The organism is Achromobacter sp. B7 (assembly GCF_003600685.1).
Lineage (GTDB): Bacteria > Pseudomonadota > Gammaproteobacteria > Burkholderiales > Burkholderiaceae_B > Achromobacter > Achromobacter spanius_B.
The window spans coordinates 2,352,829-2,375,658 of record NZ_CP032084.1 but is presented as its reverse complement, the minus strand read 5'-3'; the positions used below and the strand labels follow the sequence as shown (position 1 = coordinate 2,375,658).

The 22,830-nt window shown below is 66.2% G+C and carries 25 protein-coding genes; 20 read left to right on the top strand and 5 right to left on the bottom strand.

The features are described from left to right. Positions 1-17: 17 nt before the first annotated feature. From DVB37_RS10675 to folC, 3 genes are all read right to left on the bottom strand, one after another. On the bottom strand, positions 18-506 hold the full coding sequence (locus DVB37_RS10675) for a CvpA family protein (RefSeq protein ID WP_120155020.1): 489 nt from the start codon (positions 504-506) through the stop codon (positions 18-20). Next, positions 506-1,357 (bottom strand): SPOR domain-containing protein, encoded by an 852-nt coding sequence (locus DVB37_RS10670; RefSeq protein WP_120157445.1) that lies wholly within the window; start codon positions 1,355-1,357, stop codon positions 506-508. Before DVB37_RS10670 ends, DVB37_RS10675 begins: the two co-directional genes overlap by 1 nt. 63 nt (positions 1,358-1,420) lie before the next feature. After that, positions 1,421-2,731 carry a bifunctional tetrahydrofolate synthase/dihydrofolate synthase gene (folC, locus tag DVB37_RS10665; RefSeq protein ID WP_046807458.1) on the bottom strand — a complete coding sequence of 437 codons (1,311 nt, stop codon included), beginning with the start codon at positions 2,729-2,731 and terminating at the stop codon, positions 1,421-1,423. A gap of 164 nt (positions 2,732-2,895) precedes the next feature. Between folC and DVB37_RS10660 the strand changes: the two genes are divergently transcribed. The 4 genes from DVB37_RS10660 to DVB37_RS10645 all read left to right on the top strand — a co-directional run bounded on the left by DVB37_RS10660 (position 2,896) and on the right by DVB37_RS10645 (position 6,750). Then, positions 2,896-3,312: a cupin domain-containing protein gene (locus DVB37_RS10660; RefSeq protein WP_046807459.1), complete on the top strand. Its 417-nt coding sequence runs from the start codon at positions 2,896-2,898 to the stop codon at positions 3,310-3,312. A gap of 71 nt (positions 3,313-3,383) precedes the next feature. Further along, positions 3,384-4,355, top strand: coding sequence for a tripartite tricarboxylate transporter substrate binding protein (locus DVB37_RS10655; protein WP_046807460.1), 972 nt, complete (start codon positions 3,384-3,386; stop codon positions 4,353-4,355). Next, positions 4,352-5,584: a CaiB/BaiF CoA-transferase family protein gene (locus DVB37_RS10650; protein WP_120155019.1), complete on the top strand. Its 1,233-nt coding sequence runs from the start codon at positions 4,352-4,354 to the stop codon at positions 5,582-5,584. Before DVB37_RS10655 ends, DVB37_RS10650 begins: the two co-directional genes overlap by 4 nt. Then, entirely contained in the window at positions 5,584-6,750 is a 1,167-nt protein-coding gene (locus DVB37_RS10645) for an acyl-CoA dehydrogenase family protein (protein ID WP_046807462.1), read from the top strand. Before DVB37_RS10650 ends, DVB37_RS10645 begins: the two co-directional genes overlap by 1 nt. Before the next feature lie 25 nt (positions 6,751-6,775). Here the strand turns inward: DVB37_RS10645 and DVB37_RS10640 are convergent, their stop codons facing one another. Continuing rightward, positions 6,776-7,513 (bottom strand): IclR family transcriptional regulator, encoded by a 738-nt coding sequence (locus tag DVB37_RS10640; protein WP_120155017.1) that lies wholly within the window; start codon positions 7,511-7,513, stop codon positions 6,776-6,778. A gap of 143 nt (positions 7,514-7,656) precedes the next feature. Here DVB37_RS10640 and DVB37_RS10635 point away from each other — a divergent pair, with 143 nt between their 5' ends. The 7 genes from DVB37_RS10635 to DVB37_RS10605 all read left to right on the top strand — a co-directional run bounded on the left by DVB37_RS10635 (position 7,657) and on the right by DVB37_RS10605 (position 12,949). Beyond that, positions 7,657-8,034, top strand: coding sequence for a flagellar protein FlaG (locus DVB37_RS10635; RefSeq protein ID WP_046807464.1), 378 nt, complete (start codon positions 7,657-7,659; stop codon positions 8,032-8,034). 144 nt (positions 8,035-8,178) lie between these two features. Then, positions 8,179-9,567, top strand: coding sequence for a flagellar filament capping protein FliD (gene fliD / locus DVB37_RS10630; protein ID WP_046807465.1), 1,389 nt, complete (start codon positions 8,179-8,181; stop codon positions 9,565-9,567). A gap of 19 nt (positions 9,568-9,586) precedes the next feature. After that, positions 9,587-10,015, top strand: coding sequence for a flagellar export chaperone FliS (gene fliS, locus DVB37_RS10625; protein ID WP_046807466.1), 429 nt, complete (start codon positions 9,587-9,589; stop codon positions 10,013-10,015). Between the two features lie 47 nt (positions 10,016-10,062). Continuing rightward, entirely contained in the window at positions 10,063-10,419 is a 357-nt protein-coding gene (locus DVB37_RS10620; RefSeq protein ID WP_104145683.1) for a flagellar protein FliT, read from the top strand. Continuing rightward, a complete protein-coding gene (locus DVB37_RS10615) occupies positions 10,416-11,771 on the top strand; it encodes a flagellar hook-length control protein FliK (protein ID WP_120155015.1) in 1,356 nt (451 codons plus the stop codon). The genes DVB37_RS10620 and DVB37_RS10615 overlap by 4 nt, the downstream gene beginning before the upstream one ends. Continuing rightward, the gene (locus DVB37_RS10610) at positions 11,771-12,124 is read left to right on the top strand and encodes an EscU/YscU/HrcU family type III secretion system export apparatus switch protein (protein ID WP_240434082.1); all 354 of its coding nucleotides are present in this window, start codon (positions 11,771-11,773) and stop codon (positions 12,122-12,124) included. Before DVB37_RS10615 ends, DVB37_RS10610 begins: the two co-directional genes overlap by 1 nt. Before the next feature lie 24 nt (positions 12,125-12,148). Beyond that, on the top strand, positions 12,149-12,949 hold the full coding sequence (locus DVB37_RS10605; RefSeq protein WP_104145631.1) for a flagellar brake protein: 801 nt from the start codon (positions 12,149-12,151) through the stop codon (positions 12,947-12,949). Positions 12,950-13,055: 106 nt separating this feature from the next. On the opposite strand, the gene fliE is transcribed toward DVB37_RS10605, so the two are convergent. Then, positions 13,056-13,388 (bottom strand): flagellar hook-basal body complex protein FliE, encoded by a 333-nt coding sequence (gene fliE, locus DVB37_RS10600; RefSeq protein WP_046807469.1) that lies wholly within the window; start codon positions 13,386-13,388, stop codon positions 13,056-13,058. A gap of 320 nt (positions 13,389-13,708) precedes the next feature. Here fliE and fliF point away from each other — a divergent pair, with 320 nt between their 5' ends. The 9 genes from fliF (at position 13,709) to fliN (ending at position 22,826) form a co-directional block, all read left to right on the top strand. Continuing rightward, entirely contained in the window at positions 13,709-15,388 is a 1,680-nt protein-coding gene (fliF, locus tag DVB37_RS10595) for a flagellar basal-body MS-ring/collar protein FliF (RefSeq protein WP_120155013.1), read from the top strand. Beyond that, on the top strand, positions 15,378-16,388 hold the full coding sequence (gene fliG / locus DVB37_RS10590) for a flagellar motor switch protein FliG (RefSeq protein WP_039883173.1): 1,011 nt from the start codon (positions 15,378-15,380) through the stop codon (positions 16,386-16,388). Before fliF ends, fliG begins: the two co-directional genes overlap by 11 nt. After that, positions 16,381-17,124 (top strand): flagellar assembly protein FliH, encoded by a 744-nt coding sequence (gene fliH / locus DVB37_RS10585; RefSeq protein WP_120155011.1) that lies wholly within the window; start codon positions 16,381-16,383, stop codon positions 17,122-17,124. Before fliG ends, fliH begins: the two co-directional genes overlap by 8 nt. A 62-nt stretch (positions 17,125-17,186) precedes the next feature. After that, the gene (gene fliI / locus DVB37_RS10580) at positions 17,187-18,620 is read left to right on the top strand and encodes a flagellar protein export ATPase FliI (protein ID WP_162941321.1); all 1,434 of its coding nucleotides are present in this window, start codon (positions 17,187-17,189) and stop codon (positions 18,618-18,620) included. Next, positions 18,613-19,062 carry a flagellar export protein FliJ gene (fliJ, locus tag DVB37_RS10575; protein WP_046807473.1) on the top strand — a complete coding sequence of 150 codons (450 nt, stop codon included), beginning with the start codon at positions 18,613-18,615 and terminating at the stop codon, positions 19,060-19,062. The genes fliI and fliJ overlap by 8 nt, the downstream gene beginning before the upstream one ends. 24 nt (positions 19,063-19,086) lie before the next feature. Then, complete coding sequence (locus DVB37_RS10570; protein ID WP_120155009.1) at positions 19,087-20,469, top strand: flagellar hook-length control protein FliK; 1,383 nt, start codon at positions 19,087-19,089, stop codon at positions 20,467-20,469. A 170-nt stretch (positions 20,470-20,639) separates the two neighbouring features. Next, on the top strand, positions 20,640-21,257 hold the full coding sequence (locus tag DVB37_RS10565; RefSeq protein WP_104145628.1) for a flagellar basal body-associated FliL family protein: 618 nt from the start codon (positions 20,640-20,642) through the stop codon (positions 21,255-21,257). 2 nt (positions 21,258-21,259) lie between these two features. Further along, on the top strand, positions 21,260-22,267 hold the full coding sequence (fliM, locus tag DVB37_RS10560; protein ID WP_046807476.1) for a flagellar motor switch protein FliM: 1,008 nt from the start codon (positions 21,260-21,262) through the stop codon (positions 22,265-22,267). Next, positions 22,260-22,826, top strand: coding sequence for a flagellar motor switch protein FliN (gene fliN / locus DVB37_RS10555; protein WP_046807477.1), 567 nt, complete (start codon positions 22,260-22,262; stop codon positions 22,824-22,826). Before fliM ends, fliN begins: the two co-directional genes overlap by 8 nt. The last annotated feature ends 4 nt before the right edge of the window (positions 22,827-22,830 follow it).

Here is a 22,830-nt window from a genome sequence, read left to right as displayed (position 1 = left end):
GGTTGATTTGAAGCTAATCAATACGGCAGCCAAGTCGCCAAAGACGGCGGCAGCCACGTTTTGATATGTTTGATGGCCTCGATGGCCGAATGCGAAAACATGGCGTCCTTCCACCACGACTCTTGGGGCAGCGGCGTGTAGCCGGCAGCGGCCACCAACGCCAGCACGATCAGCAGACCACGGGCCAGCCCGAACATTCCGCCCAGGCCGTGATCGGCCGGGCTGAGTCCGGTACTGCGGATCAAGGCGGCTAGCGTCATGTTGACCAAACCCACACCGAGCAGCACTAGGATGAACACCACGGCGTATGAGACTCCCATGCGCAGCAGCGTCGTTTCAATATAGGGCTCTAGCCACGTATACACCGTGGGACCCCACCATATCGCGGCCACGAAGGCCAGCAGATAGGCGACCAGCGACAGCACCTCTTTGAGCAGGCCGCGCACCAGGCCCAGCACACCCGAGACCGCCAGGATGGCCAGCACGACGAAGTCGAAACCGGTCACTATTGGGCGGCGATAAAACCATTGTCATAGCCCAAGGTGCGCAAACGCGCCTGGGCCGCCTGTGCCGCTTCGCGAGAGGGGAACGGCCCCACGCGCAAACGGTACTGCTGCTTGCCTCCGATGGAGGCTTGTTCAACAAATGCGTTGGTGACGCCCGCCTGATGCAGCTTGGCGCGACGCGATTGGGCGTCTTCCGACGTGGTGTACGCCGCGATCTGCAACACGAAATTGCCCTTGGCGGCAGGCTTGGGCGCGGCGGCCGGCGCCGAAGCAGCCGGTGCCGCGCGCCCTTCCAGCAGCGCCAAAGCGCGCGCGCCGTCATCGGAACGCGTGTCGGGCTTGGCGGGGGTAGCCGGTTTGGCTTCCGGCTTGGCCTCGGGCTTGGGTTCCGGCTTGGGCTTGGCTTCGGGCTTGGGCGGCACCAGTGGCGGCGTGACCTGCACGGTGGTTCCTTGCGCGCTGGACGCCGTCGCGGCGGGCGGCGTGGAGGTCACGGCAGGCGGCGTGGGCACCGGGGTTTCGGTAGGCGCGGTGCCCGTGGCGGCGCCATTGGCGGCAGCTGCGCCCGACGCGGCCGTGCCGGACCCGGCGGCCTGCGGCTCGCTTACCTGCGGTTGGAAGGGTGTGTTGCGGTCCGGCACGCGGATGGGAATGTTGTCGGCAACCGGCACCGGTTGCGAATCAAGCACCATGGGCAGGATGATGACCGCCGCCAGCACCAAGGCGACGGCGCCTGCCAACCTGCGCCGCGCACGGCCGCGCAGCTGCGCAGCCTGAACCTCGCTAGGCACTGCCGCCCGTTTAGAGGACTGCGCCTGGTCGGCAGGATCTTTGCGATTGAAAAAACCCATGGAAGAGAATTCCTTGCGGCGCCTTGCGGCAATATGGCGGCGGGCCGCCATGTCCCGTTTTGCCTATGCCTTGCGACCCAGAGCCTGCAAAACCGAGGCCACGGTGAGAAACGACCCAAACACGACGATTCTATCATTCTCGACCGCCCGTTCGCGCGCCGCCGCGTAGGCTTGCGCGGGATCGTCGAAGGCGGCGATGCTGGGGCTTTCCGCCCCCGCGGGCGATGGCGGCAAGGCGGCGGCCACCTTGTCGGCCAGCGCCTGGCCCGACGTGCCGCGCGGCCCCGGCAGCCCTGCGCAATACCAGTGGTCGATGCGGGAGCCCAGCTTGGCGATGACGCCGGCCAGGTCCTTGTCGTTCAGCATGCCGAACACCGCGTGGGTGTACGGATGAAAGCCCATGTTGTCCAGGTTCTGCGCCAGCACGGCCGCGGCATGCGGGTTGTGCGCCACATCCAGGATCACCGACGGCTGACCGGGCAGAATCTGGAAGCGGCCCGGCAGCGAGGCTTGCAGCAGCCCAAGCCGCACCGCCTGCTGCTGCACCGGCAGCCGGTCGCGCACCGATTCCAGCGCGGCCAGCGCGGCGGACGCGTTCAGCAGCTGGTTGGCCCCGCGCAGCGCCGGATACGCCAGCGCACTGCGGCGCTGTTCGCGCCCGCCATACGCCCATTGCTGGCGGTCGCCGGAATAGTTGTAGTCGCGCCCGAACAGCCAGAGATCCGCGCCGATTTTTTCAACGTGGTCCAGCAGCGATTGCGGGGGCACCGGATCGCTGCAAATGGCGGGGCGGCCGGCGCGATAGATGTGGGCCTTTTCGAAGCCGATTTTTTCGCGGGTGTCGCCCAGCCAGTCGGTGTGGTCAAGGTCTACGCTGGTGACGATGGCGCAATCGGCGTCGACGATGTTGACGGCGTCCAGCCGCCCGCCCAGCCCCACTTCCAGCACGATGGCGTCCAGCCGCGTTTGCGAGAACAGCCGCAAGATGGCCAGCGTGGTGAATTCAAAGTAGGTCAGCGAAACCTCGCCCCGCGCCGCTTCGACCGCCTGGAACTGCGCGATCAGCTCGGCGTCCGAGGCGATCTGGCCGTTGACGCGGGCCCGTTCGTTGAAGTCGATCAGGTGGGGCGACGTGTACAGCCCGACCTTGTAGCCGGCAGCCAGCAGGATGGCTTCAAGCATGGCACAGGTGGACCCCTTGCCGTTGGTGCCGCCCACCACGAACTTCACGCCCGACAGCTCAAGCCCCATGCGGGTGGCCACGTCGCGCACGCGGTCCAGGCCCATGTCGATCGCGGTGGCGTGTATGGATTCCAGGTACTGGAGCCAGTCGGACAGGGTGGCGGAAGCGTCAGGCGAAGAAACGGGGGACATGTCGGGGCCGAGAGAGGAGATCAGCCCAGGATTTTAGCAGCCGGTGCCCGGTGTTTTCCCTAATCCCCTAGGGCGCGCCACGGTATCGGTTCCGAAAAAGCGCTTGCCGATGTTTTTCGCATACGTGAAAATGAATTTACGTATGAAAACTTAGACGGACGAACATGACGCAATCTTCACCCCCCCGCTGGCTGGTTCGCGAAGCCGACATCCCCGGCTATCACCCCGCCAATCACACCGGCACCTTGAACCGCCGGCTGATCAGCCCCGACACGGTCGGCGCGCGCGGCGTGGAAGTGCTGCTGGGCGTGATTGAAAAAGGCCAGGGCGCGCTGCCGCATGCGCATCCGGGCATCGAACAGGTCTGTTATCTGCTGTCCGGCACCGCGCGCGCGCAGGTGGCGGACGAAACGGCCGACATGGTGGCGGGCGACTGCTGCTACTTCCCGCCCGACATCCCCCACGTATTTACCGTGACCAGCGACGAGCCCGCCAGGCTGCTGGTGATCTACACCCCTCCGTACGAAGAATCCCCCGACCGCGTGATCCGGGACTTTCCGGCGCCCTCGCCCGCCGCCTGACGCGGCGCGGCACCAGGCAGCGGACGCAGAGCCGCGCTTGCATTCCTATCTATAAAAACTGGAGACAACCCATGCACCCCTTCCGTCTATTCGGTACCGCCCTGCTCAGCGGCGCGGCATTGTTGGCCGCGCCCCTGGCGCAGGCGGCCGACTACCCCAACAAACCCATTACGTTGATCGTGCCGTTCCCGGCCGGTTCAGGCACCGATGCCGTCGGCCGCATCTTCGGGCAGGAGCTGTCGACCATCCTGGGCCAACAGATCGTCGTCGAGAACAAGCCCGGCGCCAACGCGACCATCGCGGCCAGCTATGTGGCGCGCGCCAAGCCGGACGGCTACACCTTGTTCGTCACCACCAATACGTCGCACTCGGCCGCCCCCTGGCTGATGAAGAACGTGTCCTACGACCCCGTCAAGGATTTCACGCCCATCGCGCGCGGCGGCAACCTGCCTTTCATCCTGGTCGTAAACCCGAAACGGCCCTGGAAGAACGTGGCCGAACTGGTGGCTGACGCGAAGAAGAACCCCGGCCGCATCACCTATGCCAGCGGCAACAGCACGGGCATCGTCGCGGGCGCAACGCTGGCCGACCGCGCCAAGATCGACATCCTGCACGTGCCGTACAAGGGCACGCCGCAGGGGCTGACCGACGTGGTCGGCGGCCAGGTGGATTTCATGTTCACCGACCTGGCTTCCGGCCTGCCGTTCGTGCAGTCCGGCCAACTGCGGGCCCTGGCCGTGTCCACCGCCGAGCGCAGCGCCATCGTGCCGGACCTGCCGTCCATGGCCGAGGCGGGCGTGAAGGACTTTGACCTGAATTCCTGGAACGGCTATTTCGGCCCGGCCGGCCTGCCGCCCGAGGTGGTCGCCAAGTTGAACGCCGCGATCAACAAAGTGGTGGCCAATCCCGACGTGAAGAAGCGCCTGGCGGGCCTGGGTTTCGACGCCTTCTCGGGTACGCCGCAGGACTTCGCCACGTTCGTCAGCGAACAGCGCGACCTGTGGGGCAAGCTGATCAAAGACGCGGGGATCCAACAACAATGACGCCGCATTCATCCACTGATGCCGCCGCCGGCGGCCCGCTTGCCGGGGTGCGCATCCTGGACCTGAGCTCGGTCGTGATGGGCCCTTACGCCACCCAGACGCTGGCGGACCTGGGCGCGGACGTTATCAAGGTGGAATCGCCCGCGGGCGACAACATGCGCGCCGTGGGCCCCATGCGCAATCCGGGCATGGGCCACTTGTACCTGCACCTGAACCGCAACAAGCGGTCCATCGTGCTGGACCTGAAGACGCCCGAGGGCCTGGCGGCTTGCTTGAAGCTGGCGGAAAGCTGCGACGCCCTGCTCTACAACATCCGGCCCCAAGCCATGGCGCGGCTGGGCTTGTCGTACGAGGCGGTGGCCGCGCGCAACCCGCGCATCGTTTATCTGGGCGCCTACGGGTTTGGCGAGGCCGGCCCCTACGCCGGCCGGCCCGCGTACGACGACCTGATCCAGGGGCAGACGGGCATCGCGGCGCTGTCGGCCCAGCAAAGCGGCGACGTGCCGCGCTATGCGCCGCTGACGCTGGCGGACCGCGCGGTGGGCCTGCACGTAGGCATCGCCCTGGTGTCGGCCGTGCTGCACGCCAAGACCACGGGGCGCGGCCAACAGGTCGAGATCCCGATGTTTGAAGGCATGGCGCATCTGGTGCTGGGCGATCACCTTGGCGGGGCGACCTTTGAACCGCCTCTGGGACCCACCGGCTACGCCCGGCTGCTGGCGCCGCACCGCCGGCCCTACGCCACGGCCGACGGTTATCTGTGCCTGCTGATCTACAACGACAAGCATTGGCGCAACTTCTTCAAGCTGATCGAGCAGCCGGAATTGGCCCAGGACCCGCGCTTTTGCACGCATGGCGCGCGGGCGGCGCACATCAGCGAGGTCTACGCCTTCGTGGCAGACGTGATTCGCACCCGCTCCACGGACCACTGGCTGGCAGCGATGGCGGGGGCCGACATCCCGGCCTCGCAGTTGTACACGGTGGACGACCTGCTGCAAGACGAGCACCTGGCCGCCACCGACTTCATCTGCCACATCGACCACCCCAGCGAAGGCCCGCTGCGCACCCCCGCGCCGCTGGGCCATTACCAAGGCACGCCGACATCGCTGCGCCGGCCCGCCCCCCGGCTGGGCGAGCACAGCCGCGAGGTGCTGGCGCAGGCCGGCTACGACGACGCCCGGATCGACGACCTGCTCGCCCGTGGCATTACCCAGGACGGAAACGACTGATGGACTTTGCTTTCACCCCCGACCAATTGGCGCTGCGCGACGCCGTTTCGCGCATCTGTGACCGCTACCCCGACGAATACTGGCTGGAACGCGACCGCGAAGGCGGCTTTCCCGAGCCGCTGCATGCCGATCTGGCCCGCGACGGCTGGCTGGGCATCGCCATGCCGCAGGAATACGGTGGCGCCGGCCTGGGCATGACAGAGGCCGCGCTGATGATGCAGACCATCGCCGCGTCCGGCGCGGGTTTTACCGGCGCGTCCGCCGTGCACATGAACATCTTCGGGCTGAATCCGGTGGTGGTCTTCGGCAGTGACGAACAACGCAGCCGCTGGCTGGAACCGCTGATCGCCGGCCGCGAAAAAGCCTGCTTCGCCGTGACCGAGCCCGATGCCGGGCTGGACACCACCAAGCTGTCGACCCGGGCGGTGCGCCAGGGCGATGAATACGTGGTGCATGGGCGCAAGATCTGGATATCGACGGCGCAGGTTGCCACCAAAATGCTGCTGCTGGCGCGCACCACGCCGTTGTCCGAGGTAGACAAACCCACCCAGGGCCTGTCGCTGTTCTATACGGACCTGGACCGCGAAAAGATCGAGGTGCGTGAAATCGAGAAAATGGGGCGCAAGGCCGTGGACTCGAACATGCTGTTCATCGACGGCCTGCGCATCCCGGTGGCCGACCGCATTGGCGAAGAAGGCCGAGGCTTTGAATACATCCTGCACGGCTTGAACCCCGAACGCATCCTGATCGCGGCGGAAGCCGTGGGCATTGGCCGCGCGGCGCTGGACCGGGCGGTGAAGTATGCGGGCGAACGCACCGTGTTCGGCCGCCCCATCGGCCAGAACCAGGGTATCCAGCACCCGCTTGCGCAAGCCTGGATGCAGCTGGAGGCCGCCGACCTGATGGTGTTCAAGGCCGCCAGCCTGTACGACGCCGGCCTGCCCTGCGGCCCCTACGCCAACACGGCCAAATACCTGGCGGCCGAAGCCGGCTACAACGCCTGCCAGACGGCGGTGATGACGCTGGGCGGCATGGGCTACGCCAAGGAATACCACGTGGAACGGCTGCTGCGCGAAAGCTTCATTCCGCGCATTGCGCCCGTCAGCCCGCAGCTGATCATGTGCTTTATCGCCGAAAAGGTGCTGGGGCTGCCGAAGTCGTATTAAGGATCAGGGCGGGGCCCGCGCCCCGTCAGGCCTGCTGTTCCAGGGCCGTGCAGGCCGCCCGCAGGATGCGCGCATACGCCTCTTGCTGCGGCTCGATCCGGTAGATCGGGCCGCCCACCGAAATCGCATAGTGCTCGCCCGACAGCGTGACGGGCCACGCAATGGCGCCCACGTCGGCGATCGATTCCCCACTGTTCATGAACCAGCCGCGTTGCCGCGAGCGCTGAAGATCAGCTTCCAGTGCCTCGGCGGTGACCAGCGTGCGCTCGTTGTAGCGCGTCATCGGCGTGCCGGCCAGGACGGCATGGCGCACGGATTCGTCCATCAGCGACATCAAGGCCTTGCCCAGCGAATTGGCATGTACGTCCTTGAACTCGCCGGCAACGGGCGCGTATCGGATGGTATGTGGCGAATCCAGCACGTCCAGATAGACCACGCGGCCGTCCTGCGTCAGCTTGGCAAAAACAACGGTTTCGCGGGTAGCGTCGCGCAATTCGGCCAGGCTGGGGTAGACGCGATCCAGCACGGGGTCGGCACGCGCGATGCGTTGCGCCATGGCCAGCAGCCGGCCGGTGGGGTAGTACCCCTGGCGCCGCCCCGTTTCGTACAGGTAGCCCAGCCCGGTCAAGGTGCGGATCAGCGCCAGGCAGCTGGACACCGGCACATCCAGCAGACGGGCCAGCTCCGACAAGGGCAACGCGCGCTTTTCGCGGGCAAAGGTTTCGATGATTTCGATGACTCGCAGCGCCGTCTTGACACTCATTGCCCGATCCAAACTGATTAGCACGTGAAAGACCCAGCCCCGCCGGGGGCTAAAGTTCCCTGCAAAGGTGCCGTAATCGTAGCTGAGAATTCCCTGAAAACAGCGCGTTCCTCCGAGACGCCCACATCGCCGCTGGAGTGATCATGGCCGTAACCCCCCTAGCCCCCGCTACGTTCGCACCCGTTGCGCCCGTGTTGGCCCCCGTCGCAGCCGAACCGGCTGTGAGCGTGACGCCCGCGGCCGCCGCCACGAACAGCGGCGCCTCCGACAGTGCCACGTCGGACCAATCAGATTCGCAGAAGCTGCCGCTGGACAAGGCGCTGGACGAAATCAACGACCAGATGAAGGCGTGGTCGACTCAGCTTCAGTTCGAGATAGACCCGAACGTGCATCAGGTGGTGGTGTCGGTGGTGGACGCGGAATCGGGCGATGTCATTCGCACGATCCCCAGCGAAACCGTGCTGAAAATCGCCAAAATGATCGTGAACATGCAAGGCAACGGCATCAAGACTTCCGCGTAGGTGACCCTTTAAAACGGTGTTTTCCATGCAAGTTGGCGCCATTTCGTGAGGGAAACCCCGAATTAGGCCCGCCTTATGCCCTTACCCGGCCAATCGCCGGCATCATATTTTTGACAGAATCGCATCGCTAGGAAGGAATTTCACATGGCTTCTATTACCAACCTTGGGTCCGTGTCCGGCTTGCCGCTGGAAAAGATCCTGTCGGACCTGCAAGACGCCGAGACGAAAAAGCTGTCGGTCTACACGACCCGCGCCGAAAGCTACCAAACCCGTATCGACGCTTACTCGCAGCTGCAAAGCGCGTTGGAAGCCCTTCAGTCGTCTGCCGCCGTGCTGGGCAAGACCGAAACGATGGCTGCCATCAAGGGCAGCGTGACCGGCGGTTCCGCCCTGACGGCCACCGTGGCCGCGGAAGGCGCGGTGGCTGGCGAGTACACCATCGAAGTGAAAAACCTGGCGCGTGCCCAAAGCCTGCAATCGTCGGCCATTGCCGACCGCACGGCCCAGAACGGCGCCACCGGCACGTTTGAAATCGAACTGGCCGACGGCACCAAGCGTACCGTCGACCTGAAAGACGACACGTCGCTGAACGGGATCGTCAAAGCCATCAACGCCGATGACAAGACCGGCCTGCGCGCCACGGTCATCAACGACGGCAATGGCAACAACTTCCTGATGCTGACCGCGCGCGACACGGGCGAGAAGGCTTCGGTCAAGTCCATCACCGTCAACGGCGACCAGTCGCTGAAAGACATCCTGACCTTCAGCACCGACGCCGGCGGTGTCACCAGCGGCATGACGGCCACCAAGGGCCAGGACGCCGAAGTCATCATCAACGGCATCCCGGTCAAGAGCGGTTCGAACAACATTTCGACCGCCATCGACGGCATCACGTTGAACCTGGCTGAAAAGACGGACGCCGACAAGCCGATCACGCTGAAGCTGGAAGCCGACACCTCGGTCGCCAGCAAGGCCGTGCAGGACTTCGTCACCAAGTACAAGACGCTGCAAACCACGATCAAGAACCTGACGTCGTTCGACGCCAAGGCCGCCACCAACCAGCCGCTGACCGGCGACGGTACGACGCGTTCGATCCAATCCGCCCTGTCCGGCGCGCTGCAAGGCGTCTTGGGCAACGGCACGCTGAAATCGCTGGCCGACCTGGGCATCACCACGGATGCCACCGCCCGCGAATTGAAGCTGGACACGACCAAGCTGACCAAGGCCCTGACGGAAAACCCGGCAGACGTCACCAAGCTGCTGACCGGCGAAAACGGCCTGGCCAAGAACATCGACGCCGCCCTCAAAGACGTGCTGGGTTCGACGGGTTCGCTCAAGACCCGCCAGGACGGCTTGGCCAAGTCCATCACTGCCGTGGATGCGCAGAAGGCACGCGCCAAAGCGTCCAGCGACGCTGAAATCGAACGGATGCGCTCGCAGTTTGTTGCGCTGGACACCTTCTACATGAAGATGCAAAGCACAGGCGCGTACCTGACCCAGCAGTTTGAGGCAATGAATAAGTCCAACAAGTAACTTATAGAAGATGCATTAAATGACGTATGCCGCCCGACGGCCCTCAGGGTCTTATTCTGTTCGTTCCTACGCCGATATCGGTCTGGAAACGCAAGTCCTGGGCGCAAGCCCGGAGCGGCTGATCACCCTGCTGTATCTGGGTGCGCGGGCGGCCATCGGGCAGGCACGTATCCATTTGAACGAAGGCCGGATCGCCGAGCGCGGCGCCGCCATCTCGAAAGCGATCAAGATCGTCGATGAAGGTCTGAAGACGGGGCTTAATATGGAGGCCGGCGGCGATATTGCCGCCAACCTCGCCCTGCTGTACGACTACATCATCCGCACGCTGCTGACGGCGAACCTGAAGGCGGATGCCGAACAGCTGGATATTGCCGACCGCCTGCTGGCCGACCTGGCCGAGGCTTGGCAGACTTCCATCGACCGGCCTGCCGGCGGCATGGAGCCGTAATGGCCAGAACCATGTCCCTAGCCAGCCTGCGCACGCCCGAGATTTCCATGACGTCCCTTACCCAGTCCCCTCCCTCCATCCTGGAAAACTACCAGGAGATTGCCGACATCACGGGGGAAATGCTTTCCGCCGCCAAGGCCGGCGACTGGGACCTGGCCATGGTGCACGGCCAGCAATACTGCGAACGCGTCGAACGCCTGCGTCAGACCGAACAAAAGGCGCCGCTGGACGAAGCCACGCGCGCCATGAAGTACGACCTGCTGGTGCGCATCCTGGAAAACGACGCGCTGACGCGTGATCTGGCCATTCCTCAACTGGCCCGCCTGGGCGAACTGCTGGGGCGCATGAAGCGCCAGCAGACGCTGCTGTCGGCCTACGGATACCAGCAGGCGCCTGAAGAATGAGCGTCGGTCCCGCCGCACTCGGTAACGTCCTGGTGCAGCGGTTGGACGCCGTGCTTGGCACGACGATGTCCGCCGCGAATGCCAACCAGGTTTCAGGCGCCCGGCCGGACGCCGTCAGCCAGCCTGGCGGCCCGGAAAAGCCCGGGTCGTCGGACGGGTCCACCCGCGATCCCCGGCAAGGCATACAAACTGGCGGCGCCCGAGGCGACCGCCAGAATACCGTTGTCGACGCCAAGACCGCCGCCGCGCTGGCGCTGGCCGCGCGCGGGCTGGTCACCAGTAGCGACACCACCGCGTCCGCGCCGACCACGCTGGGCACCACCGCCCGCACGATTCTTGCCTTGCTGGCGCAATTTCCGGAGGCCGCGCCCGCCGTCCAGGGACGCGCCCCGCTGTGGAACGCCAATGGCGGCGCGGCGGAGCAAGCCCCCGCCCAAGCCGGATCCCAACCCGCGCCCCCGAACGGCCCGGCCGCCCAGCCCGGACAAGCCGCGCAGACGTTGCCGGGCGCCCCGCAGACGGGCGCTGCCGCGAACACAGCCGCCCCCTCCGCCACCCCTTCCGCCGCGACGGCCGGCGCAGATGCGGCCGCCGGCACCAAGGCCGGCCGCCCCGCCGGCCACGCCGACACGGCTGCCACGCGCGGCGCCGACGCCGCGGCCCATGCCGCGCTTGCCGCCGGGGGCCCGTCGGCACGCCTGCTGGGGCAGGCGCTGCGCCAGGCCTTGCAGACCAGCGGACTGTTCTACGAATCGCACCTGACCGACATGGTGTTCGGCCGCACCAACCCGGACGCGCTGCAAAAAGAGCCGCAGGCCAACCTGACCAAAGACCCCGCCCAGCAGAACGCGATGCTGGCGCGCAACCGCGCCGATGCGCCCGCCGCCAACCGCGCGGCCGGTGGTGGCGACGCGGCAACCGGCGCCGGCTCGTCCAGCGGCCCGGCACCCGGCACGCCCGTGACGGGCATCCACCAGGATCTAACCGTGCTGGTGCGCCAACAGTTGGACGTGCTGGCCAACCAGTCGCTGACCTGGCAAGGCGAAGCCTGGCCCGGCACGCCGATGGAATGGGAAGTAGAACGCGACCCCTACGGCGGCGATCCCGATTCGGCCACGCCCACCTGGGCCACGCGCTTGAAGCTGGACCTGCCGCGCCTGGGGCTGGTGGACGCCCGCCTGAATCTGGCAGGCGACCAGATCGTCCTGCAACTGGTCGCGCCGCTGGCCGCCGGTGAAATCAACGATGCGTCCGACCAGTTGCGCTCGCGCCTGTTGGCCGCCGGCCTGACGCTGAGCAACCTGGCGGTCAGCGTGACCGACCCGCGCCCCGTCATCCCGACCGACTTCTGATGAGCAACATCTCCTATTCCGAGGACGGCGGCCAAATTGGTGGCCCAAATGCCGGCCCCAATGCCGGCCCCAACGCCAACCGCAATGCCGCCGTCGCCATTTCCTACGACGACAAGGACGGCGCGCCCCGCGTGGTGGCCAAGGGCTACGGCCAGCTTGCCGACACCATCGTGCGCGCCGCCGAGGAAAACGGCCTGTATGTGCATGAGTCCCGGGAATTGGTCGGCTTGCTCATGCAAGTGGATCTGGACGCACATATTCCTCCCCAACTGTACGTAGCGGTGGCAGAATTGCTGGCCTGGCTGTATCGCCTGGAATCGCGCGAGCTTCCCCAAGCGGCGCCGCCCGCCTGACCCCACTTTCTAAGGACCACCATCGTGTTGGAAGCCAGCGACCCGGAATTCCTGCTGACCCGGCCGGAAGACATGCGTTCCGCCCTGTTCGAGCTGACGCACCCCGACAGCCACATCCTGGTACGCGACGCCGCCGACCGCGAGATGGCGGTGCTGGTGCTGGGCGCCGACAAGCAGACGCGCCAGTTCTTCTGGCGGCCCCGGGACTACGCCGGCGCCGACTTCGAACAGTCGGACAGCATGGGGTTGTTAAGCGGCACGACGTTCCACTTCCACGCCACCGCCTATGGCGGCGTGCAGATCCGCTTTCGCGTGCAGCGCCCCGAGGTTATTCATTTCGATGACGGCAGCGCGGCGTTGATGTCACCGTTTCCCGATCGCCTGGCCCGCATCCAGCGACGCAAGATGTTCCGCGCCTCGCTGGTTACCGGCGCGGGGCAATGCCAGGCCACGTGGCTGCCCGAACCCAAGGCCCGCCCCTTTAGCTTCACCGTGCGCGATATTTCCGTTGACGGCGTGGGCCTGCGCGCCGGGCTGGCCGTGCCCGCCCTGCCCGAGCGCGGCACCGTCATGGAAGACGTGCAGCTGGACTTCGGCGATCTGGGCAAGCTCAGCGCTAACCTGGAAGTGCGCAACGTCTACCCGATTTCCGGCCAGCCGATGGTCCAGCCCGACAGCCCGGACGAAGCGCCGCGGCATTTGTCGCTGACCGGCGAACCGCCGATGAGCCACGTGGGCGCGGTGTTCCTGAACCTGGACGCGCGCCAGGAAAACTGGCTGCAAAAAGTGGTGTGGCGTCTGGAGAAAGGCGCGCAGCGCAACTGACGCGGCAGCCCCGCGCCAAAAAGCAAAAAGGCCTTTCCAGTGGAAAGGCCTTTTCAAATCGACGCCGCCGTTAGACGACTTACCCGGCTTACCCGGCTTACCCGCCTTACACGGCCATCGACGAGATTTCCTTGTAGGCCGCAACCAGCTTGTTGCGCACCTGCACCGCCGTCTGAAAGCCAAGGCTGGCTTTCTGCATGTCGATGATCACATCGTTGAGCGAAATATCGGGCGCGCCCATTTCAAAGGCCTTCGCCTGCGCCGACGAGGCGTTCTGCGCCGACGTCACGCGGCGGATCGAGCGCTGCAACTCGGCGGCAAAACCGTCGGGCTGGCCGACCGATTCTCCGGCGGCCAGATTGCCGGTTTCCGCCTTGCTTACGACGGTGCGCATCTGCTGGAGCATGCTTTCGATGCCGTTCAAGCCTGATACAGCCATTACCTGATTCCTTGCTGGTGGGGCGATTCGCCAATGTTGCCGCAAAGCGTACCGCCGATCGCGCGCACCCATAGCGATTAAAAACCGCCAAAAACCCCGACATTTCAACGAATGCCCATAGCCGGGGCCGGATCCGCCCATTCGCTATCGACATAGAGGATAAGTAACGCCAAAAACCGGCTGTTTTCATCGATTGGGATTGTCGACCCAACGGCAATAATCCAGGCTCTCCCCAGACCAGAAGCACGTTGCATGTGTAATCTGCCCTACCCAGACATGAAGTCCTTTTCCTTGCGCCGCGCAGCCAGCGGGAGCCGTCGATGAATCAGCAGGCCACTCTGAGTTCGTCGCTGCTGGCGAAGTTCCCTGTGCTGGAAAAGGTCCGCGCACTGCCCAAGCCCGTCTTGCTTGGCGCGGCGGCCGCCGTCGTCGCGCTGATCATCGCCGCGGTGATGTGGAGCAGCGAGCCCAAGTACAAGGTCCTGTTCTCGAACCTGGACGACCGCGACGGCGGTGCCATCGTTACGGCCCTGGGCACCATGAACGTGCCCTACCGCTACAACGAGACGGGCACCGCGCTGCTGGTGCCGGCCGACCGCGTCTACGACGCCCGGCTGCAACTGGCGTCGCAAGGCTTGCCGCGCGGCGGTTCCGTCGGCTTCGAGCTGATGGACAACGCCCGCTTCGGCGCCAGCCAGTTCGCGGAACAGATCAACTACCAGCGCGGTCTGGAAGGCGAGCTGGCCCGTTCGATCGAAGCCATGAATACCGTGCAGCACGCCCGCGTGCACCTGGCCATGCCGCGCCAGTCGCTGTTCGTGCGTGAACGCCAGGCGCCCACCGCGTCCGTGCTGCTGAATGTCTACCCGGGCCGCAGCCTGAGCGACGCGCAGGTCTCGGCGATTTCGTGGCTGGTGGCTTCCAGCGTGCCCGAGCTGACCGCCGAAAACGTCTCCATCGTCGATCAGAACGGCCGCCTGCTGTCCGCGCCGCTGGGCGAAGGACGCGGCATGGACGCCGACCAGATGCGCTTCGTGCGCGAAATGGAACAGCGCACCGTCGAACGCATCCTGACGATCCTGAACCCCTTGGTCGGCCCCGGCAACGTGCACGCCCAAGCCAGCGCCGACGTGGACTTCGCCCGCCGCGAAGAAACCTCCGAGGTCTACCGCCCGAACCAGGAACCTGGCCAGGCCGCCGTGCGCAGCCAGCAAACCAGCGATTCCACCCAGCGCGGCGTCAGCCCCGCTCAGGGCGTGCCGGGTGCATTGTCGAACCAGGCGCCTCCGAACGCGCAAGCGCCGTTGACCAACCCGCCCGCGCAGCAGCCGCCGCGCCCGGGCCAGCCGCCCGCCGCGGCCGGTGCCCAGCAACAGCAGCAACAACAACAGCAGACCGGCACCCAGGCGGCCACGGCCAATCTGAACGAGCGCCGCGACGCCACCACCAACTATGAAGTGGACCGCACCATCAGCCACATCAAGCAGCCGGTGGGCAACCTGAAGCGCCTGTCGGTGGCTGTGGTGGTGAACTACATCCGCGACAAGGACGGCGAGCCGCAAGCCCTGCCGCCCGAAGAACTGAACAAGCTGACCAACCTGGTTCGTGAAGCCATGGGCTATTCCGAAACGCGTGGCGACTCGCTGAACCTGGTCAACAGCCAGTTCAACGATGGCCCGCCGCCGCTGCCGATGTGGCGCGATCCGGAAATGATTGCCCTGTTCAAGACGATCCTGGCGTGGCTGGTAGGTCTGGTGGTTGCGTTCTGGCTGTATCGCAAGATTCGCCGCTCGGTCACCGAGTACCTGTACCCGCCGGTGGATCCGGAAATGGCTGAAGCCGAGCGTCAGGAAGCCGCTCGCGAGGCCCAGGACGCCGCCCGCACCAAGGAACTCAGCCGTTACGAAGACAACCTGGAACGCGCCCGCACGATGGCCAACAAGGATCCGCGCGCCGTCGCGATGGTTCTGCGCACCTGGATGAGCAAAGATGAAAAATGATTCCACTCCGATGGACGGCATGACGCGCAGCGCCGTCCTGATGATGTCGCTGGGCGAAGACGCCGCAGCCGAGGTCTTCAAGTACCTGAGCGCGCGTGAAGTGCAGCAGGTGGGCGCGGCGATGGCCAGCCTGAAGCAGGTCACGCGCAACGACGTGGCCGTGGTGCTGGAAGAATTCCGCCAGGAAGCCGACCAGTTCATGGCCGTCACCCTGGGTTCGGACGACTACATCCGCAGCGTGCTGACCAAGGCGCTGGGCAGCGACCGCGCGGCCGGCCTGATCGAAGACATTCTGGAAGCCGGCGACGGCGGCAGCGGCATCGACGCGCTGAACTGGCTGGACCCGAACACCGTGGCCGAACTGATCGGCGACGAGCACCCGCAGATCATCGCAACGATCCTGGTGCACCTGGAGCGCGACCGCGCGGCCGGCGTGCTGGCCTTGTTGACCGACCGCCTGCGCAACGACGTCATGCTGCGCATCGCCACGTTTGGCGGCGTGCAGCCGGCGGCCTTGTCCGAGCTGACCGAAGTGCTCAATTCCGTGCTGGCCGGCCAAGGCGCCAAGCGCAGCAAGATGGGCGGCGTGCGCACCGCGGCCGAGATCCTGAACATGATGAATTCCTCGGACGAGGAAACCGTCGTGGCCAGCCTGCGCGAACGCGACAACGACCTGGCGCAGAAGATCATCGACGAGATGTTCGTGTTCGACAATCTGCTCGACGTCGAAGACCGCGCCATCCAGCTCATCCTCAAGGAAATCGACAACGACACGCTCATGGTCGCGCTCAAGGGTGCCCAGGAAGAGCTGCGTGCGAAGTTCCTGCGCAACATGTCCAGCCGTGCCGCCGAAATGCTGCGCGAGGACCTGGAAGCGCAAGGCCCGATCCGCATGTCGAAGGTGGAAGGCGAGCAGAAGAAGATCCTGCAAATCGCCCGCCGCCTGGCCGAGAGCGGCCAGATCGTGCTGGGCAATTCCGGAGACGACGCGTATGTCTGAAGCGGACAACGGCGCGACGACGCTCATCTCGCGCAGTGCCGCCTGGCGGCGCTGGCAGATGCTGTCGTTCGACGAGCCGGCGACCGTCGAAGCGGAGCCCGAACCGGAACCCGATCCCGGTCCGGACCCCGCGGTAGTGATGGCGCAACTGCGCGCCCAGGCCATGGCCGAAGGTCGCGAGGAAGGCTACGCGCAGGGCCATGCGGCCGGCGTTGAAGCCGGCCAGCAGGCGGGCCACGAAGCAGGGTACGCCGCGGGCCGCGAAGCGGGTTACGCCGATGGGCTGGCCCAGGCGCGCCAGCAAGGCGCGGAGGAAGCGCAGCGCTTGAACGCGCTGGTGCAAGCCTGCGCCGCGTCCGTGGGCGCGCTGGAAGAAAAGATGGGCCAGAGCCTGCTGACGCTGGCGCTGGACATTGCGCAGCAGGTCGTGCGCACCACCCTGTCCGAACAACCCGACACCGTGATTGCCGCCGTGCGCGATGTGCTGCACATCAACCCGTCGGCCGGCGGCCAGATGCGATTGTGGGCCAACCCCGAAGACATCGAGCTGATCCGCCTGCACCTGGCGGACGAACTGAAAGAAGGCCATTGGCGCGTGCTGGCCGATGAGTCCATCGCGCGCGGCGGCTGCCGTGCCGAAACGCCTTTTGGCGATATCGACGCCACCTTGCAAACCCGCTGGCGCCGCGTGGCGGCCTCGCTGGGCCGCAACGTGTCGTGGGAGGACCCGGCGTGAACGGCGATCAGGCTTCGGCGCAGACCGCCCAACCCACCGTGCCCGCGACCTCCGCGAGCACGGTGCCGGTGCTGGACCGCTGGAAGACGCAGCTGGAGATCGGTTCGATCCGCGCGGCGTCCACCGACCCCTGGCTGGTCAGCGGCAAAATCACCCGCGCCACCGGTCTGGTGCTGCATGCCACCGGCCTGCGCCTGCCCGTGGGCGCGGCCGCCCGCATTGAAATCGCGCGCGGCCACGATCACTGGGCCGATGCCGAAGTGGTGGGCTTTGATGGCCACACCCTGTACCTGATGCCGCAAGCCGATATTTCCGGCCTGCCGCCCGGCGCGCGCGTCGTGCCCGGCGAGCCGCCCGTGCAACGCGCAATTCCGCTGCCGCGCAAGGCCGAATTGAATGGCAATGCCAAGCCGCAGCTGGGACGCCACCTGCCCGTGGGCAACGCGCTGCTGGGCCGCGTGCTGGACGGCGCGGGCCGCCCGCTGGACGGGCTGGGCCCGCTGACCGGCGCCGAACTCGCGCCCTTGTCCGCGCTGCCCATCAACCCCTTGTCGCGCGCGCCGATCGACACCGTGCTGGACACGGGCGTGCGCGCCATCAACGGTTTGTTGACGGTGGGACGCGGCCAGCGCATGGGCCTGTTCGCCGGTTCGGGCGTGGGTAAATCCGTGTTGCTGGGCATGATGGCCCGCTACACCAAGGCCGACGTCATCGTCGTGGGCCTGATCGGCGAACGCGGCCGCGAAGTCAAGGAATTCATCGAACACAACTTGGGCCCCGAGGGCCTGGCGCGCTCGGTCGTCGTGGCCGCGCCCGCCGACGTGTCCGCGCTGCTGCGCCTGCAAGGCGCGGCCTATGCCACCCGCCTGGCCGAGCATTTTCGCGATCAGGGGCTGGACGTCTTGCTGATCATGGATTCGCTGACGCGCTACGCCATGGCCCAACGCGAAATCGCGCTGGCCATCGGCGAGCCGCCCGCCACCAAGGGCTACCCGCCGTCGGTGTTCGCCAAGCTGCCGATGCTGGTAGAACGCGCCGGCATGGGTGCACCGGGGCCGTCCGGCAAGGCCGGTTCCATCACGGCGTTCTACACGGTGTTGGCCGAAGGCGACGACCAGCAAGACCCCATCGCCGATTCGGCCCGCGCCATTTTGGACGGCCACGTAGTGCTGTCGCGCCATCTGGCCGAAGCCGGCCACTACCCCGCCATCGATATCGAGGCGTCGATCTCGCGCGCTATGACGTCGCTGATCACGCCGCAGCAATTCGCCGTGGTGCGTCGCTTCAAGCAGAACCTGTCGCGCTACCAGCGCAACCGCGACCTGATCGCGGTGGGCGCCTACGCGGCGGGCAACGATCCGCAGCTGGACGAAGCCATCGCCCGCTATCCGCGCCTGGAAGCCTTCTTGCAGCAAGACATCGGCGAGAACATCGGCTACGACGAAGCCGTCAACCAGTTGCGCGCCAGTTTCGAGTTAAGGGACACCTATGCCTAGCCAATTGCCCTTGGACATGTTGATCAACCTGGCCAAGGAAAGCACGGACGAAGCCGCGCGCCTGTTGGGCCGCCTCAGCGCCGAACGCACCAACGCCGAGCGCCAGCTGGGTATGTTGAGCGACTATCGCCAGGACTACCTGGAACGTCTGCAACAGGCCATGACGACCGGCATGTCGGCCAGCGATTGCCACAACTACCAGCGCTTTATCGGCACCCTGGACGACGCCATCGGCCAGCAGCAGGCGGTGTTGCGCCAGGCCGATGACAACCTGGCCAAGGGCCGCCAGTACTGGCAACAGGAAAAGCGCAAGCTCAGCTCGTACGACGCCCTGGCGCAGCGCGAACTGCGCGCGCAGGCCGTCGTGGAATCGCGCCGCGAACAACGCGCCAATGATGAATATTCCGCCCGCCTGGTCCAGCGCCAGGCCGGGATGCATTAAGCAATACCTAACAGGAAGCCCCAGATGACCGCTCCCCTGCCCTTGCCCACCGTCGCGCCTTTTGCGCCCACGTCCATCGCCGACGCGCTGGGTGCCAAGTCCGCACCCGCGAACAAGAAAGGCCCGAGCTTTTCCGACGTGCTGGCCCAGCAGCGCCCGAAGCCGTCCGCCGATTCGCGCCCCGCGAACAACGGCGCCAAAACGCCCGCCAAGAATGCAAACACCGGTGACGCTGGCAACGACGCCGCCGGCAAGGCCGAATCGGCCGCCTCGGGCGCCATCGACGAAGCCGTGAAGACCGCCACGTCGGCCGAAGCCGGCGCGCTGGCCGTGGCCGCCGCGCAGCAGCCGGTTGCCGCGCTGCCGCAGCAAACGCTGGAACTGGCGGCGCAGGCCGCCGAACAGGTGCAGCTGGCACGCGGCACCGCCGAGTCCGCCGCCACCGCGATGAGCAACGGCGCAGCCATCCTGACCGCCGCGCTGACCGCCGCCGATGCACCCGCCACCCCGCGCACGCCGGTTGCCGCCACCGCCGTCCAGGCCGAAGCTGCCCTTGCCGCCGCCGCGCGCGACGCCCAGGCCGCGCAACCCATCCTGACCAGCGCCGTCAAACCGGGCAGCGCCGTGCCCCCGGTAGCGGACGCCGCGCCGGCCGCCAAGCCCGCCGCGCCCACCACGGCCAAGGCCGATGCGCCGCGTCTGGCGCCCGAGATCCCCTTGCCGCGCGTGGCGCGCGACACGCACGCCGCTGCCGCCGAGCACACGACGACGTTGCCCGCCCACACCGAAGAGGAATTGACGGCCGCCCTGAACAGCACCGCGCCGCAATTCCAGGCGCCGCAACATGGCGCCACGCCGCAGGACAACCTGGCCCAGGCGCTTGCCGCCGCCAGCCAGCGCCAGGCCGCGCCGGTCGTGAACCAAGCTGCCATCGCTCCGCCGGCCGTACCGCTGGTGATGCAGGTCGCCACGCCCGTTGGCGGCACGCATTGGGGCACCGAGCTGGGCCAGCAGGTCGTCATGATGAGCACCAACGCACGCCAGGGCATGCAGACCGCCGAGTTGCGCCTGGACCCGCCCGACCTGGGCCCCTTGCGCGTCAGCCTGAACCTGTCGGATGGCGTGGCCAGCGCGTCGTTCGTGTCGGCGCATGCCTCCGTGCGCCAGGCCATCGAAACCGCGATCCCGCAACTGCAACAGGCGCTGGGGCAAGCCGGTATCTCGCTGGGCCAGACCAGCGTGGGCGAGCAGGCCGCGCAGCAGGAATTCGCACAGCAACAAGGCAATGGCGGATCGCATCGGCAGTCGGGCAATGGATCGGCGGTCGCCGAGGCATCGGCCGATATCGCCGCGCCCACCGTGACGGTGTCGCGCAACGCCAACGCACTGGTCGACACCTTTGCCTGATAAACACGCGGCCCGCGACCGGCAACGGAAGCGGGCGGTGCAGCAATAGCTTGAGATACGCGGCTTTCGCCCTGTTTTTCGCCTCCAAGGCGAGACGCACTTTGGGGCAGAATGCTTTCATCCACTAAGAATCCGTTTTCACCAGCGGCTTAATACGCATCGAAACCGAGATGGCGACTACCAAACCTATTACCGCGCCGTCGGGCGCCAAGAAATCCGGCGGCATCGGCGTCCTTCGCCTGCTGCTGGGCCTTCTGGTCCTGCTCATCGTTGCAGGCGCCAGCGCCGGCGCAACCTGGTTCATCACGCAGCGCATGCAGCAACCGCCCGCCGGCGCTGCCGTGCAATTGGGCGTGGGCCAGGTGCCCGGCGGCCAGCCCGGCCAACCCGGCCAGCCGGGTCAGCCCGGCCAAGGCCCGCAAGCCACCCCGACCACGTTTGTTGCGCCGCCCGCCGGCCCCATCGCCGTGCCCGCGCCGATCTTCGTGCCCATCGAAGCATTCACCGTCACGCTGCAAAACGCCGACACCGAACGCATCATGCACGTGGGCCTGACCCTGCGCGTCAGCGACGAGCAGACCCGCACGCGCCTGGAAAAGTACATGCCTGAAGTGCGCAGCCGCATCCTGATGGTGCTGTCGTCGCAATCGCCCACCGGCGTGCAGACCCAGCAAGGCAAGACCGACATGGCCAACGCGATCAAGGTCGCGGTCAACCGTCCGTTCTCGCCGTTGCCCGACGGCCAGTATGTCACCGACGTACTGTTCACGGCGTTCGTGGTGCAATAAGTATGGCCTACGAGGCATTTCTTTCGCAGGACGAAGTCGATGCGCTGCTTGCCGGCGTTACCGGCGAGAGCGATAGCAAGTCGGCGGCCGCGAACTCCAATGATGGCGCGCGTGCCTACGACCTGAGCTCGCCCGAGCGCGTCGTGCGCCGCCGCATGCAGACGCTGGAGCTCATCAACGAACGCTTTGCGCGGCATATGCGCAACGTGCTGTTGAACTTCATGCGCCGCAGCGCCGACATTACCGTCGGCTCGATCAAGATCCAGAAGTACGCGGACTTTGAACGCAACCTGCCCGTGCCCAGCAATCTGAACATGATTCAGATGAAGCCGCTGCGTGGCACGGCGCTGTTCACGTATGACCCGAACCTGGTGTTCCTGGTTATCGACAGCCTGTTCGGTGGCGATGGCCGCTACCACACGCGCGTCGAAGGCCGGGACTTCACCACGACCGAGCAGCGCATCATCCGGCGCCTGCTCAACCTGACCCTGGAAAGCTACGGCAAGTCCTGGGACCCCGTCTATCCGATCGAATTCGAGTACGTGCGCTCGGAGATGCACACCAAGTTCGCCAGCATCACCGGCAACAATGAAGTGGTGGTCGTCACCTCGTTCCATATCGAATTCGGCGCGACCGGCGGCGACCTGAACATCTGCCTGCCCTATTCCATGATCGAGCCGGTGCGCGATCTGCTGACGCGGCCGCTGCAGGAAACCACGCTGGAAGAAGTTGACCAGCGCTGGTCGCAGCAGCTGTCGCGCCAGGTGCGCAGCGCCGATATCGACGTGGTGGCGGAATTTGCGCGCATCCCGTCCTCGATCCGCGAACTGATGAATTTGAAGGTGGGCGACGTCCTTCCCGTGGACGTGCCCGAGACCATCATTGCCAATGTGGATGGCGTGCCGCTGATGGAATGCGGCTACGGCGTCTTCAACGGCCAGTACGCGCTACGCGTACAGAACATGTTTACCTACGATACCGATTCAAACGAGGCCCCCGACCATGACTGACAAGAACGAGCCTGGCTCCGGCTCGTCCCCGGCCGACGACTGGGCCGACGCGCTCGCCGAACAATCCCGCGCCAACCCGCCCACGCAAGCCGACGGCTTAAAGCCGCAGGACGACTGGGCGGCCGCGATGGCTGAACAAACCGCCTCGGCGCCCGCTCCCGCTGCTGCGGCACCGGCGCCCGCGCCGGCACCGGCTGCTCCCGCACCGGCCGCTGCCCCCGCTGCCCCCGCCGCGCAATCGGCGGCGCAGTCGGTGTTCAAGCCGCTGGCCGGCGCCACAAGCGGCACCGGTACCGACATCGACCTGATCATGGACGTTCCCGTCCAGTTGACGGTTGAACTGGGACGCACCCGCCTGACCATCAAGAACCTGCTCCAGCTGGGCCAGGGTTCCGTGGTCGAGCTGGACGGCCTGGCCGGCGAGCCGATGGACATCTTCGTGAACGGCTACCTCATCGCCCAAGGCGAAGTCGTGGTTGTGGAAGACAAGTACGGCATCCGCCTGACCGACATCATTACCCCGTCCGAGCGGATCAACCGCTTGAACAACCGCCGCTAGCAGT